Source organism: Streptomyces sp. NPDC005496, assembly GCF_042872045.1.
Lineage (GTDB): Bacteria > Actinomycetota > Actinomycetes > Streptomycetales > Streptomycetaceae > Streptomyces.
The window spans coordinates 195417-209655 of record NZ_JBIAJQ010000007.1; the positions used below are offsets into that span (position 1 = coordinate 195417).

At 74.3% G+C, this 14239-nt stretch carries 9 protein-coding genes; 3 read left to right on the forward strand and 6 right to left on the reverse strand.

Annotated features, from left to right (window positions below):
- Positions 1-11: 11 nt before the first annotated feature.
- Positions 12-1127, reverse strand: a complete 1116-nt coding sequence (locus tag ACFYQQ_RS22595) for an ADP-ribosylglycohydrolase family protein (protein WP_356163904.1) — start codon at positions 1125-1127, stop codon at positions 12-14.
- 161 nt (positions 1128-1288) lie between these two features.
- On the opposite strand from ACFYQQ_RS22595, the gene ACFYQQ_RS22600 reads away from it, so the two are divergent.
- Positions 1289-2695 carry an FG-GAP-like repeat-containing protein gene (locus tag ACFYQQ_RS22600; protein WP_356163903.1) on the forward strand — a complete coding sequence of 469 codons (1407 nt, stop codon included), beginning with the start codon at positions 1289-1291 and terminating at the stop codon, positions 2693-2695.
- Between the two features lie 55 nt (positions 2696-2750).
- On the opposite strand, the gene ACFYQQ_RS22605 is transcribed toward ACFYQQ_RS22600, so the two are convergent.
- Both ACFYQQ_RS22605 and ACFYQQ_RS22610 read right to left on the reverse strand, forming a co-directional pair.
- Entirely contained in the window at positions 2751-5252 is a 2502-nt protein-coding gene (locus ACFYQQ_RS22605; RefSeq protein ID WP_388905011.1) for a tetratricopeptide repeat protein, read from the reverse strand.
- Between the two features lie 91 nt (positions 5253-5343).
- Positions 5344-6912 (reverse strand): LamG domain-containing protein, encoded by a 1569-nt coding sequence (locus tag ACFYQQ_RS22610; RefSeq protein WP_355789027.1) that lies wholly within the window; start codon positions 6910-6912, stop codon positions 5344-5346.
- Between the two features lie 758 nt (positions 6913-7670).
- Here ACFYQQ_RS22610 and ACFYQQ_RS22615 point away from each other — a divergent pair.
- Positions 7671-8201 carry a DUF2165 domain-containing protein gene (locus tag ACFYQQ_RS22615; RefSeq protein ID WP_355789022.1) on the forward strand — a complete coding sequence of 177 codons (531 nt, stop codon included), beginning with the start codon at positions 7671-7673 and terminating at the stop codon, positions 8199-8201.
- A 43-nt stretch (positions 8202-8244) separates the two neighbouring features.
- Here ACFYQQ_RS22615 and ACFYQQ_RS22620 read toward each other — a convergent pair whose 3' ends face one another.
- Both ACFYQQ_RS22620 and ACFYQQ_RS22625 read right to left on the reverse strand, forming a co-directional pair.
- Entirely contained in the window at positions 8245-10839 is a 2595-nt protein-coding gene (locus ACFYQQ_RS22620; protein ID WP_355790987.1) for a bifunctional FO biosynthesis protein CofGH, read from the reverse strand.
- 97 nt (positions 10840-10936) lie between these two features.
- On the reverse strand, positions 10937-11797 hold the full coding sequence (locus ACFYQQ_RS22625) for a TIGR03619 family F420-dependent LLM class oxidoreductase (protein ID WP_356163900.1): 861 nt from the start codon (positions 11795-11797) through the stop codon (positions 10937-10939).
- Between the two features lie 130 nt (positions 11798-11927).
- On the opposite strand from ACFYQQ_RS22625, the gene ACFYQQ_RS22630 reads away from it, so the two are divergent.
- A complete protein-coding gene (locus tag ACFYQQ_RS22630; RefSeq protein ID WP_388905012.1) occupies positions 11928-13442 on the forward strand; it encodes a CehA/McbA family metallohydrolase in 1515 nt (504 codons plus the stop codon).
- A 62-nt stretch (positions 13443-13504) separates the two neighbouring features.
- Here the strand turns inward: ACFYQQ_RS22630 and ACFYQQ_RS22635 are convergent, their stop codons facing one another.
- Positions 13505-14218, reverse strand: coding sequence for a TetR/AcrR family transcriptional regulator (locus ACFYQQ_RS22635; RefSeq protein ID WP_356163898.1), 714 nt, complete (start codon positions 14216-14218; stop codon positions 13505-13507).
- Positions 14219-14239 lie beyond the last annotated feature (21 nt).

Below are 14239 nucleotides of genomic sequence, written 5' to 3' on the forward strand. Positions count from 1 at the left end.
CGGTCGTCCGGTCAGGCGCGCGGATAGCGGGCTAGCCAGCCCGGCGACGAACCGGCGGGCCCGTGCAGCGCGGGCCCCTGGGTCATCTCCATGGCGAAGTCGTCCGCCAGCACCAGCATCGTGGGACGGCCCTCCAGCTCGGCCAGCCAGGCCGGCGGGAGGGCCGTCTCGCCGTGCAGGGCGCCGAGCAGCCCCCCGGTCAGCGCGCCGGCCGCGCCCGAGTGCCCGCCGTGGTTCACGGCGAGGGACAGCCCGTGCCGCACGTCCTCGCCGACCAGCGCGCTGTACACGGCCACCGCGAGCAGCCCCTCGGCCGTCCCCTCACCCGCGAGCTCCTCGACCCTGCCCGGGGACGGCATCCCCTGCCGTACGGCGCCCAGGGCGTGCTGGAGCGCGTCGGTGACGGGCTGCTGCCCAGGGCGCGCGGCGAGCAGCGCCAGCGCCCGCTGCACGGCGGCGTCCAGGCTCTCGCCGCGGGCCAGCGCGTGCACCACGACCGCGTACGCCCCCGCCGACAGGTAGGCCACGGGGTGCCCGTGCGTCTGCGCCGCGCACTCCACGGCCAGCTGCATCACGAGCTGCGGCTCCCAGCCGACGAGCAGCCCGAAGGGCGCGGACCGCGCCGCGGCCTCGGCCCCCCGCTCCCCCGGGTTCTTGGGCGCGTCCAGCGTGCCCATGGTGTCGTCGCCCAGGCCGAGCAGGCAGGCGCGGGCCGGAGCGCGCCGGGCGTACAGCCACTCCTCGCGGGCCAGCCAGCCGTCGTCCTTGCGGCGCTCGTCGGGACCCCAGTCGCTCTGCGTCGCGGCCCAGCGGCGGTAGGCCCGGTGCAGGTCGGTCGGCGGGTGCCAGGCGCCGGTGTCGCGGCGCACCTGCGCACGGATCAGTCCGTCGAAGGTGAAGAGCGTGAGCTGGGTGAGGTGCGTGACCGAGCCGCGTCGGCCGTACGCGGGGGCGAGATCGACGGCTCCGGCCGCGCCGTGCGCCGTCCGGATCTCCTCCAGGCTCAGCGCGTCGAGGGGAGCGCCCAGGGCGTCCCCGAGGGCGGCCCCCAGCAGGGTCCCGCGCACCCGGCTCCGGAAGTCCTGCTGCTCCCTGCGGCCCCAGACGGCACCGGATGTCGCACCCACCACGCCCTCCTCCGGTCCGCATCGCTCAGCACTGTAATCGAACGGGAACGGTCGGTTCAGGGCAGAGCCGATCGATCCGTCACCCGCACCACAACCGTTCGGGTCCCTCGCGGGTCCAGATGAACGACAGACCTATCCGGACCCAACTTTCGGAGTCATTCGTGCCTCACCCCAAGAGCCGTCGCGGCGTCGCACGGTGCGCGGCGCTGGCCGCTTTGCTGACCGCGCCCCTGGTCCTGTCCGCCGGTCCGGCCGCCGCCGCCGCGCCGAAGACCCCCGTGGTGGACTTCAACGGCGACGGCTTCGCCGACCTCGCGGTCAGCGCCCCGTACGCCACCGTGTCGGGCGTCTACCAGGCCGGCTCCGTCTCCGTCGTGTACGGCTCCTCGGCGGGCAGCGACACCGCGCACCCGCAGCTGATCACGCAGGCCACCGACGGTGTGCCCGGCGACCTCATGGAGTACGGGACCTTCGGCACCAGCACCGCCGCCCGCGACTTCGACGGGGACGGCTACACCGATCTGGCCGTGGGCAGCTATTACGCCCCGATGGTGCTCTGGGGCTCCGCCCACGGGCTCGGCGACGCCGTGGCGCTCCCCGACCCCTCCTACCGGGTCGCCGCCGGTGACATCGACGGGGACGGCCACGCCGACCTGATCGTCAACGCCAACGGCAACCTGGAGGTCCGCTTCGGCCCGATCACCCGGGCCGGCGTCCCCGCCCGCACCGACACGCTGGAGATCGCGGACGAGTCGGGCCCCCAGGACGTGGCCGTCGGGGACATGAACGGCGACGGCAAGGACGACGTCGTCACCACGAACGGCTTCGAGGAGATGCAGTTCCAGTCCCGCTACTACAAGGGGACCTCGACTGGGCTCAGCTCGACGTTCAAGAGCACCGGCTTCTACACCGTCGGCGGTGTCGTGGCCGACGTGAACCAGGACGGCTACGGGGACTTCGTGACCCGCCAGGTCGACCAGGTGTCGGAGATGATGGACTACGACGCGGGCGCGGTCCGCGTCGTCTACGGCTCGGCGAACGGGCCCTCCACGCGCACCACCAAAATCACGCAGAACACGGCGGGCGTCCCGGGCACCGACGAGGCCGGCGACAACTACCGCAACCTCGGGGACCAGTTCGGCTACTCGCTGGCCGCGGGCGACGTGACCGGCGACGGCTACCCGGACATCGCGGTCGGCGTGCCCGGCGAGGACATCGGCTCGGTCCGCGAGGCGGGCGCGGTGGTCCTGCTCAAGGGCGGCGCGTCCGGTCTGACCGGTTCGGGCGCCCAGGCCTTCAACCAGTCCACGTCCGGCGTCCCCGGCGTGTCCGAGACGAGCGACAACTTCGGCCGTACGGTCCTGCTCGTCGACGTCAACGCCAACAACCGGGCCGACCTCGTCGCGGCCGCCCCGCTGGAGGACGGCACCTACAAGGACTCCGGCGCGGTCTGGGTGCTGCGCGGCTCGAAGGCCGGCACGACGACCACCAACATCGCCTCGTTCAGCCCCGGTTCGCTCGGCGCCCCGGAGAAGGAGGCCCTGTTCGGACAGCGGCTCGCCCGCTGACCGGCCCGCCCTTGGGGACGGGCGGCTCGCGTGACCTCCCCCCGGGCCGGGGGGGTCACCTCGCGTCGTCGGCCAGACGGTCGCGGACGGCTTCGCGCCGCTCCAGCGCCCACGCGTACCCCGGTCTGAGCTCCAGCGCCCGGTCCAGGTCCGCGAGGGCCTCCGCGTGCCGTCCGAGGGCGCTCAGGCAGGCACCGCGGCTCGCGTACGCCGACGCGTACGCGTCGTCAAGGGCGAGCGCCCGGTCGTAGTCCGCGAGCGCCTCCTCGTGGCGCCCGGCGACGCGCAGGGCGTCGCCGCGCTCGCAGGCGCCCCACGCCCAGTCCGGCTGGAGCCGGACGGCCCGGTCGAGGTCCGCCAGCTGCCGGTCGTGCTCGCCCCGGGCGCGCCACACCCGCGCCCGGCGGGCCAGCGCCCAGCCGTACTCCGGGCTCAGCTCCAGCGCCCGGTCCAGGTCCGCGAGCGCCTCGTCCAGCTCGCCCATGCCCAGCCGAGTGGCGCCCCGCGACGCCCACGCGAAGGCCCGGGCCGGGTCCAGGGCGATCCCCCGGTCCAGGTCGCGGACCGCGGCGTCGTACGCGTGCAGGATCCGCCGGTACTCGCCGCGCATCGCGTAGGCCCGGCCGTCGTCCGGCGCCAGCGCCAGAGCGCGGTCCAGGTCCGCGACCGCGCCCTCGTAGTCGCCCAGTTCGCCCCGGCTCAGGGCGCGGCCCCGGTGGGCGCGGGCCAGCCCCGGATCGAGGGCGACCGCCCGGTCGTACTCGGTCAGCGCCCGGGCGTGGGCCCCCGCCCGCCGCAGCGCCGCACCGCGTGCCGTGCGGGCGAGCGCCTGCTCCGCCGGGCCGAGACCGGCCCGGTTCAGCAGCAGCCCCAGTGCGGCGACGACACCGGCGTCCGGACGCTCCTCGCCGCCGGCCGCCGCCTCGCCCGTACCCTCCGGCTCCCCGGGTCCGGCGAGGGCCTCGGTGAGGTCGCGTCCCCAGCGGGCCACGTCCACGGCGTCCGCGTCCTCGCCCGCGTCGGCCAGGGCCCGGGCCCAGCGCGCGGCCACCGCCTCGCCCTGGTCGCACGCGCGGACCGTGTCCGCCAGCACCTCGGGGAGCGCGGCCCGGGGGCGGGCGCACAGCAGGTGGTAGGACTCCGCGAGGCGCAGCTCCCGCCACTCCTCGTCGGCCCACGGCGGCCCGGCGTCCGGGCCCGCCTCCAGCTCACCGCGCCACCGCCCGAACGTCCCGGCCAGCCGCGTGTGCCGCTCGGTCCAGCCGCGCGGTGAACGGCGGCGCTCCAGGCGGAGCATCGGGGCCCGTACGACGTCGTGGTACCGCACGCCGTTCCCACCGTCGCCGACGAACGGCAGCTCCCGCAGCCACGCGAACAGGGCGTCGGCCTCGGTGTCCGCGCAGCCCGACGCCGCCCGGAACACGTCCGCGTCCAGCCGCCGGGGCAGCGCGCAGGCCAGCACCACGGCCCGGCGTACGGGGTCCCGCTCCCACTTCAGGAAGCGGTCGACGGCGGTGACGCTGGGGTCGCCCACCTCGTCCGGCGCGGCGGGCCGGTTCGCGGCCAGGGTGGAGACCAGCACCGGCAGCCGCCCGGTGAGCCGCAGCACCTCCCGCACGACCGGTTCGGCGACGACGTCCCGCCCGGCGAGCAGCAGGCGCGCCTCGGTCTCGGTGAACGGCCCGAGCGGCACGTCCCTGACGGAGTCCGCGAGCCCGCTCCAGCGTGCGGTGTCCAGGGGGCGCTGCCCGGCCGTGACGACCACGACGTTGTCCGGCAGGGCTCCGCCGTGGCGGTCCGTGCCGAGCATGTCGTGCAGCCAGCCGTCGAGGAAGGGCGCGGTGCGCTCGTAGGTGTCGAAGAAGAGGACGATCCAGGGCACCCGGGCCGCGGTCCCGGCCAGTTCGTCCAGCAGCACGGGGGTGAGGACCTGCTCGGGGGCGAGGACCAGCCGCAGGTCCTCCTGGTTGCGCGGCCTGCCGCCCATCGACGTCCGCAACCGGTCGGCGCTCTGGGCGAGTTGGACCGGGTCGACGGCTCCGGCGAAGGCGCCGACGCCGGGCAGGAGGCCGAGGCCGACGAGTCCGGCCCGGGTCGCCGCGAGGGTCAGCTGCGACGGCTGGGCCGCCGCGTCCGGGCCCTGCGTGTCCGCGGTCCGGCCGGCCTGTGGTCCGAGGGCCGCCGCGACCGCCGTCTCCGCCTCGTGGCGCCGCTCGCGGTGGGCGGCCAGCAGGCGGTCGAGGTCCTTGAGGCGGTGCCCCTCCCGGGCGCACCGGTCGCTGATCGCCGCGATCGCCTCGGGCACGCTGCCCACGGCCTCGTCGACGTACACGGTGAGCGCCCCGCACTCCCGCGCGATCCGCTCCCACTCCCGCACGAGGCACGTCTTCCCGACGCCCGCGTTGCCGTGCACGTGGAAGAGGAACGTGTGCCGCTCGTCCTGCGGCGGGTGCTCCAAGTTGTTCCGGAACAGAGCGCGTTCGGCGTCCCGTCCGACGAACGCGCGCCGGCTGCGCTCGCTGATCACCTGCTGCGTCGAGGACCGCGCCCGCGCCATGAGCCGTTCCCTCCCCCGGTCACCGGTCAGGCCGACCACCAGTGTGACCCGACGCGCCGGAAACCGGGGTGGCTTCCGGCGCGTCGGACGGTCAGTCGAGGAAGACGTCCGTTCCCGTACCGAGGGCGACGATCCGATCGTCCTTCAACGCGCCTGAGAACGCCTGGACTTCGTCCACGTCCCCGTGCAGGTACTCTCCCCAGCCGTCACCGGCCTTGGAGCGGCCGACCTGGAGGGCCCCCGAGCTGTGCCAGCCGTCGGGAAGAGTGCCGGTGGCGTCGGCGTTGGTCACGCCGTCCAGGAACAGCTTGACCGTGTCGGCCGCGTCGTCGTAGACCACGGCAAGGCGATGCCCCTGGCCCTCGCCACCGTCCGCGGCCTCGATCTGGGAAACCACGACCTCGCGCGCATCCGCCTCGTCACGCACGGGCACGACCAACTGCCAGGCGTGCTCGCTCGGTTCGTAGCGCACCTTGAAGGCGTCGGTGTTCTCCCCGGCCTGCGACAGCACCGTCATCGGGTGGGCCGGTTCGGAGTCCGCCAGCCGGACGACCACACCCAGGGTGAAGCTGTCCCCGGTGTCCACCACCGGGCCCTCGGCGACGGCGTGTCCGGTCTCGCCGTCCAGCCGCAGGTGTCCGTCGCCGACCAGCGCGGGCGGGACGTAGGGGCAGTCGGGGTCCAGTTCCGGGATGCAGGAGTCACCGGTGGCGCGGTGGATCGTCGCGCCCGCACCCAGCCTCAGCGGGGTCCCGCCGCCCTGCTCCGGGCTCGCGCCGTCGGTCGCGTTCTCCAGCGCCCAGCGGCCGAGCAGCGCGGGCTTCCGGTAGGCAAGTGCCTCCGCCTCCTCGGGCACCACCACCCGGTCGTGCACCCTCACCTCACCGACGCTGCCGTGCCACCGCGCGTGGTAGCCCGACGTGCCACGGGCACGGCCGATCTGGAACGCCCCGCTCGTCGCGGAGGGCGTGGCCTTCACCGCGTCACCGACGGGGCGCCCGTTCACGTACAGCCGCGCGGTGCCCGTCTCCTGGTCGTAGAGTCCCAGCAGGTGCGCCCACTCACCGGTCTCCGGGGCGCCGCCCGACAGCCGCGTGCCGCCGATCGCGAAGGACCAGACGGGACCGGAGTCGCGGCTGGCCAGCCCGAGCCGGAAGGCCGCCGTGTCGCCCGCGTCCTGGCTGGCGACCGTCATGTTCCGGTCGGTCCGCGCGGGTCGCGCCCAGGCGCTGACCGCGAAGGTCTTCCCGGGCGTGACGGCCGGTACGTCCGGGGTGAGGAAGCCGTGGCCGCTGCCGTCGAGGGCGGCGGTGGCGGTCGCTCCGGTACCGGCGGGAGCGGCACCCCCGAAGGTCACCCCGGTGCCCGCACGGGCAGCGGTGCCCGTCTCTGCGGCCGCGGAACGGGAGCCCGCCGGGTCGTCGAGCTTCCAGTGCGCGACGGGGGCGCGGCCCGCCTTCACATTGAAGCGGTACGTCGTCTCCGCGCTGCTGCGGCCCGCCCGGTCGACGGCGCGGACCTGTACGGAGGCGGGTCCCGACGAGAGCGGAAGGTAGGGAACGGTCACGGCCGCTCCCGGTCTCTCGGCGGCGGCCGTTCCGGACGGGCCGCCCAGGAAGTGGTAGGTGTACGACACGACGTCGTCCGACGGCGAGTCCATCGTGAAGTGACCGTAGACACCGACACCGTCGACCCAGAAGACCTCCTCGGGGTTCGGGTACTCGGGTGAGGTGACCGCGGGCTTCTCGGGGCTGACGTCGTCGTACACGAACTCGCATGCCGAGCCGGTGCCTTCGTCGCTCCAGGCGGACACCGCCTTGCCGTCGTTCGCGCGGACGTGCCAGGACACCACCGTGTTGGCCGGGACGCCCTCAGGCATCCGCCACTGCTGCGCTGTCCCGGGGAGCGTCGGGGACGAGGTGTACGTACGGCGCTGCTCGAGCCCCGCCTCGTCCGTCCACCACGCCTCGAACTCGCCCTTGACCAGGTCGGCACCCGCGGGCAGGTCGTCTTCCTGCGGGTCGTGAAGGACCGCCCAGAGCGTCGGCGGCCCCGAGACGTACGCCTTGTCCTCACCGGTCGCGCACGCCTTGCCGCCCGTCTTCAGGTCCTGCACGAGCGGCTGCTTCGGCGGCAGGTTGTCCGCCGCGAACGCCGTGCCGGACAGGACCGACCCGGCCGTGGCCACCACCGTCGCGCAGGAAACCGCCGCCAGCCGGCGGACCCCGGTGCGCGTGGCCCCGGATCTTCTCCTCGTACCCAACTTCCCCTCCCCTGTGGACTTCCGGCCCGTGGATCACACGAGCCGCCTGAAGCTAACAGGGGGCACCGACAGGACCGAACTGTTTTCCCCAGCACGGGCCCGGAAGCGCCGAAAATCCCCTGGGCCCCGCGGGGCACCCCCGCCATAGTTGCCACATGGCCGCCACCCGACCCTCCCGTGGGACCTCCGCCCTTCCCCTCGCCGCCGCGCTTCTCACCGGTACCGTCGCGCTCTACATGGCGCTCGTCGCGTTCGGGAACATCACCGACTTCGGGACCAACCAGCAGTTCGTGCGGCATGTGCTCGCGATGGACACCACGTTCAAGGACGACGACCTGATGTGGCGGGCCGTCGAGTCCGAGGCGTTGCAGGACACGGCCTACGTGGTGATCATCGTGTGGGAGACGCTCTCCGCGCTCGTGCTGGTCGCCGCCACCTGGCTGTGGGCGCGGCGCAGGCACACCGAGGCGCGGCGGCTGTCGACGTACGGGCTGCTGATGGTGATGCTGCTGTTCGGCGCCGGGTTCATCGGGGTCGGCGGCGAGTGGTTCGCGATGTGGCAGTCGGACACCTGGAACGGCCTCGACGCCGCGACCCGCGTCTTCACGCTGAGCGGGGTCGTGCTGCTGGTCGTGCACCTGCCGTTCGGCGGCCGGGCATCCTCGCCTGCGGACGGCGGGGCGTAGCGCACCGCGGGGCCGCCTCCGGCGGGAGGCGGCCCCGCGGCCCTCACTCCAGGACGGGCAGCAGCTCGGGCAGGTGGCCGTCGGATGCCGCGGCGGCCCGCTGCCGTTCCTCCGGCACCTCGCCGTAGAGCGTCGTGCGCGGCTTCGCCGGACGGCCCGCCGCCTCGGCCACGGCGATCAGGTCGGCGACGGACTTGTAGGACCCGTAACTCGATCCGGCCATCCGGGAGATGGTCTCCTCCATCAGCGTGCCGCCGAGGTCGTTGGCGCCCGAGCGGAGCATCTCGGCCGCGCCCTCCGTGCCCAGCTTCACCCAGCTGGTCTGGATGTTGGGGATGTGGGGGTGCAGGAGCAGGCGGGCCATCGCGGTGACCGCGCGGTTGTCGCGGACGGTGGGGCCGGGGCGGGCGATGCCGGCCAGGTACACCGGCGCGTTGGTGTGGATGAAGGGCAGGGTCACGAACTCCGTGAAGCCGCCGGTCTGTTGCTGGATGCGGGACAGGGTGCGGAAGTGGCCGAGCCAGTGCCGGGGCTGATCCACGTGGCCGTACATCATCGTCGAGGACGAGCGGATGCCGAGTTCGTGGGCCGTGGTGACGACGTCGATCCAGGTCGCGGTGGGCAGCTTCCCCTTGGTGAGGACCCAGCGGACCTCGTCGTCGAGGATCTCGGCGGCGGTGCCGGGGATCGAGTCGAGGCCCGCCTCCTTGGCGGCGGTCAGCCACTCGCGGACGGACATGCCGGTGCGGGTGGCGCCGTTCACCACCTCCATCGGGGAGAAGGCGTGGACGTGCATGCCGGGGACGCGTTCCTTGACGGCCTTCGCGATGTCGAAGTAGGCCGTGCCGGGCAGGTCGGGGTGGATGCCGCCCTGCATGCAGACCTCCACCGCGCCGACCTCCCACGCCTGCTGGGCGCGGTCGGCGACCTGGTCCAGGGAGAGCGTGTAGGCGTCTGCGTCGGTGCGGCGCTGGGCGAAGGCGCAGAACCGGCAGCCGGTGTAGCAGACGTTCGTGAAGTTGATGTTCCGCGTGACGATGTAGGTGACGTCGTCGCCGACGGCAGAGCGGCGGACGTCGTCCGCGATGCGGGTCAGGGCGTCCAGGGCCGGGCCGTCCGCGTGCAGCAGGGCGAGGGCCTCGTCGTCGGTGAGCCTCGTCGGGTCGTCGGCGGCGGTCGCGAGCGCCTGGCGCACGTCGGTGTCGATGCGCGAGGGCACCATCCCGGGCGCCGCCGCCTCGCGCAGGGACTCCCAGTCGCCGTAGACGAGGTCGAAGTCCTCGCGCCGGTCGCCGGTGCGGCCCTCGGTGTCGATGGTGTGGTGCAGGTCGGTGCGGCCGGACGCGGTGAACGCCTCGTCGGGCTCCTGCCACGGGTGCCCCTCGACCACCGCGTCCTCGCGGGCGAGGCCGGTCTCCGGGTCCGCCAGCGCCTGTACGTGCGGCAGCAGCCGAGGGTCCAGCCACGGCTCGCCGCGCCGCACGAACTCCGGGTAGACGCACAGCCGTTCGCGCAGCTCGAAGCCGGCCGCCGCCGACTGCCCGGCGAGGGCGTCGATCTGCGGCCAGGGGCGCTCGGGGTTGACGTGGTCGATGGTGAGCGGCGAGACCCCGCCCCAGTCGTCGATGCCGGCGCCGATGAGCCGCCCGTACTCGGCGTCCACCAGGTTGGGCGGCGCCTGGAGGCAGGCGGCGGGGCCCATGATGTGCCGGGCTACGGCGACGGTGGCGATGAGTTCGTCGAGTTCCGCGTCCGGCATGCCGCGCATCGCGGTGTCCGGCTTGGCGCGGAAGTTCTGGATGATCAGTTCCTGGATGCCGTGGTAGGCGCGGGAGATCCGGCGCAGGGCGAACAAGGAGTCCGCGCGCTCCTCGTACGTCTCACCGATCCCGATGAGCAGCCCGCTGGTGAAGGGGACCGAGGAGCGGCCCGCGTCCTCCAGGACCCGCAGCCGTACGGCGGGTTCCTTGTCGGGCGATCCGTGGTGGGGGCCGCCGGGCTCGGACCACAGCCGGGTGGCGGTGGTCTCCAGCATCATGCCCATCGACGGGGCGACCGGCTTGAGCCGCTGGAAGTCGGTCCACGACAGGACGCCCGGGTTGAGGTGCGGCAGCAGGCCGGTCTCCTCCAGGATGCGGATCGAGATGGCCCGCACGTAGGCGATCGTGTCGTCGTAGCCGTGCGCGTCCAGCCACTCGCGGGCCTCGGGCCAGCGGTCCTCGGGCTTGTCGCCGAGGGTGATGAGGGCTTCCTTGCAGCCGAGTTCGGCGCCCCTGCGGGCGATGTCCAGCACCTCGTCGGGGGACATGAACATCCCGTGCCCGGCCCGGCGCAGCTTGCCCGGCACGGTGACGAAGGTGCAGTAGTGGCACTTGTCGCGGCACAGCCGGGTGAGCGGGATGAACACGCTCTTGGAGTACGTGATGACGCCGGGCCGGCCGGCCGCCTCCAGTCCGGCGTCCCGCACCCGGGCAGCGGACGCCGTCAGGTCGTCCAGGTCCGCGCCGCGGGCCTGGAGCAGCACGGCCGCCTCGTTGACGTCGAGCGCGACGCCGTCCCGCGCGCGTTTGAGCGCACGCCGCATGGAGTTCGCGGTCGGCCCGGTCCCGGAGGTCTCGGAAGTCGCGGAAGTCGTCATCCGTCGAGCATACGATCGTCGTGATCAGGCGAAACAGGCGCTGTCCGGTTCGTACCCCGGGGCCGGGCGCCCCCGGGCGCCGCCGGCCGGGGGCCGCTCACCTGGGGGCCGCCGCCGTGTACGGGGCGTACGCGTCCAGCGTCCGCAGCACCTCCGCCTCCCCGGCGGGCGGCAGCTGCACGACGACCTCCTCGACGCCCAGGTCCGCGTAGTGGGCGAGTTTGCCCGGGGTGGGCCGCACGGCGGACGGCACCACGTGCAGTGCAGCAGGATCGCGCCCGGCGCCGGCCCAGGCGGCCCGCAGCGCGGGGACGGACTCGGCGAGGCCGCGGCCCCCGATGGGCATCCAGCCGTCGGCGTACTCGCTGATGTGCGCGAAGAGTCTCGGTCCCGCCGCTCCGCCGAGGAGCGTGCGCGGCCCGGTCACGGGCCCGCGGGGCGCGCGCAGGGGCTTGGGGTGGGCGTGGCTCGCCCGTACGCCGCCGTACTCCCCCGTGTACGCGGTCGGTTCGGCCGCCCACAGCGCGCGCATCACCGCCATCCGGTCGCGGACCAGCTCGCGCCGCGTGCTCCACCGCACCCCGTGGTCGGCGGCCTCCTCCACGTTCCAGCCGAAGCCGACGCCGAGGGTGAACCGGCCGCCCGAGAGGTGGTCGAGCGTGGCGGCCTGCTTGGCGAGGCCGATCGGATCGTGCTGGGCGACGAGCGTGATCCCGGTGCCGAGGCCGAGGTCCCGGGTCACGGCCGCCGCCTGGGCGAGCGCGACGAAGGGGTCCAGGGTGCGGCCGTACTCGCGTGGCAGCTCCCCGCCGGAGGGGTTCGGGGTGGTGCGCTCGACCGGGATGTGCGTGTGCTCGGGCAGGTACAGCCCGGCGAATCCGCGCTCCTCCAGCGCGCGGGCGAGCCGGACGGGGGTGATGGTCTCGTCGGTGAGGAAGATCGTGGTGGCGATCCGCATGAGCACTTCCTAGCACTCGCGCCGCCAACCCGATAGGCGCGGATCCCCTTCCCTTGCACCGGAGTTCACGGGTGAATACCAAGGTGGACCGCGCCACCCCTGTCCCTCACCACCCCCTGGGAGCAGCTGTATGTGCGAGGACGACCACGGCATCGGCAGACGCGCGCTGTTCGTGACGGGAGCCGCCGCCGCGCTTACGTTGGGAAGCGTGAGCTTCGCGAGCGGCGCCGCGGCGGCGGACGGCCAGGAGACGAGAACCGTGCGGGGCACCCTGCCCACCGGTTCGCCCGACTTCGTGTACCTGCCGGTCGAAGTGCCGCACGGCGTACGGGAGATCAGGGTCGCGTACCGCTACGACAAGCCCGCCGTCCCGGCCGGCACCCCGGGCAACGCCCTGGACATCGGCCTCTTCGACGAACGGGGCACAGCCCTCGGCGGCGAGGGCTTCCGCGGCTGGTCGGGCGGCGCCCGCTCGGAGTTCTTCGTCCGCGCGGACGACGCGACGCCGGGCTACCTCCCGGGGCCGGTGCGCGCCGGCACCTGGCACATCGCGCTCGGCCCGTACACGGTGGCGCCGCAGGGCCTGCCGTACGAGGTCACGGTGACGCTCACGTACGGCGAGCCGGGCGCCGCGGTCAGGCCGGCGTACCCGCCCGCGCGCGCCAAGGGGCGCGGCCGGGCCTGGTACCGCGGCGACTGCCACCTGCACTCCTGGTACTCCGACGGGCGCCGCACGCCGTCCGAGATCGCCGCCCTGGCCCGGGCCGCGGGCCTGGACTTCATCAACACCTCGGAGCACAACACCCACTCCTCGCACGCCCACTGGGCGGACCTGGCGGGCGACGACCTGCTGATCATGCTCGGCGAGGAGGTGACGACCCGCAACGGGCACGTGCTCGCCCTCGGCACCGATCCGGGCACCTTCGTCGACTGGCGCTACCGGGCCCGCGACAACCGCTTCGGCCGGTTCGCGCGGCAGATCCGGCGGGCCGGCGGGCTCGTGGTGCCCGCCCATCCGCACGCCACCTGCATCGGCTGCAACTGGAAGTTCGGGTTCGGGGAGGCGGACGCGGTCGAGGTGTGGAACGGCGCCTACACCCCGGACGACGAGATCGCGCTGGCGGACTGGGACGGCATGCTGGTCGCCTCGGTGCGGTCCGGCGGCGGGTGGATCCCGGCGATGGGCAACAGCGACGCGCACCGCGATCCCGACCCGGTCGGCCTGCCGCAGACCGTCGTCCTCGCCGACGACCTGTCCCGCGAGGCGATCCAGGACGGCATCCGGGCGGGCCGCTGCTACGTCGCCGAGTCCTCGTCGGTGTCGCTCGCCTTCACGGCGTCCGGCCCGAAGGGCGAGCACGCCGGGATCGGCGAGCGGTTGCGCGTGGACCCGGACGCGCCGGTCACCGTGCGCCTGGAGGTGACGGGCGCCCCGGGCCGCACGGTCCGCTTCGTCACCGACCAGGGCGGGCTGTTCACCTCGGTGCTGCCGGACTCGGGTACCGGTACCGCCGAGTGGCGCACGACCGCCGCCTACGCCGCCTACGTACGGGCCGAGGTGCGGCACGCGCCGGCGACGCCGGGCCTGCCGGGAGCGCTGGCCGCGTTCACCAATCCGGTGTTCCTGGGGCGGACGCGGGCGTAGGGCACACCGGTCGGCCCCTCGCGCCGGGCGGGGGCGCCAGCCGCCGGCCGGGGCGGGCCGGGCTACTGCCGCGGGCTGTTGGCGAGGCGGTCGAGCCACTCGGTGAGCAGGCCCCCCTCGGCCGGGGTGAGGGACGGGTGCGGGGTCCGGCGGAGCACGGCGCCGAGCCGGGCGGCGGTGGCGGGCACGTCCGGCGCGTCCGGTCGGGGCTCACCGGGGGCGTCGGCCATGACGTCCGGGGTGAAGACGGCCGCGTGCACGGCGTCCCGTACCCGCCGGGAGATGCCGTGGTCGTCGAAGGTCGCCGGCCGGGACACCAGCATCAGCGCCACCCCGACGTTCGCGGACATGATCATCTGGGCCGCGAGTTCCGGTGCGAGCCGCAGCCTGCCCTGCTCGGCGGCCCGCTGGAGGTCCGAGGTGAGGATCCGGTGGGACTCCAGGGCGGCGGCCGGGGGTGTGCGCATCGCCGGGGAGTTCATGAGCCGGTACAGGCTCGGGTTGCGCAGGGCGAAGTCGGTGTGGGTGTCCCAGCCGTCGCGCAGGTCCTGGACGGGGTCCGTGCCGGGGACGCGCTCCCGCTTGGTCGCCAGGTACCGGCCGAAGCCGTGGTCGACGACGGCGGACAGCAGTCCCTCCTTGTCGCCGAAGTGGCGGTAGAGCGCGGGGGCGCCGACGCCCGCCGCCTCGCACACGGCCCGGGTCGAGACGTCCCCGTCCGAGGACTCGGCGACCAGGGCGGCCGCCACTTCGAGGATGCGCGCTCTCGTACTCACGGGAGCGACGCTACCCGTCCC

Excerpts from the sequence above, each read along its gene's own strand:
- ACFYQQ_RS22605 (WP_388905011.1), bottom strand. The coding sequence starts at position 5,252 with ATGGCGCGGGCGCGGTCCTCGACGCAGCAGGTGATCAGCGAGCGCAGC.
- ACFYQQ_RS22610 (WP_355789027.1), bottom strand. The coding sequence starts at position 6,912 with ATGGACTCGCCGTCGGACGACGTCGTGTCGTACACCTACCACTTCCTG.
- ACFYQQ_RS22615 (WP_355789022.1), top strand. The coding sequence starts at position 7,671 with ATGGCCGCCACCCGACCCTCCCGTGGGACCTCCGCCCTTCCCCTCGCC.
- ACFYQQ_RS22620 (WP_355790987.1), bottom strand. The coding sequence starts at position 10,839 with ATGACGACTTCCGCGACTTCCGAGACCTCCGGGACCGGGCCGACCGCG.
- ACFYQQ_RS22625 (WP_356163900.1), bottom strand. The coding sequence starts at position 11,797 with ATGCGGATCGCCACCACGATCTTCCTCACCGACGAGACCATCACCCCC.
- ACFYQQ_RS22630 (WP_388905012.1), top strand. The coding sequence starts at position 11,928 with ATGTGCGAGGACGACCACGGCATCGGCAGACGCGCGCTGTTCGTGACG.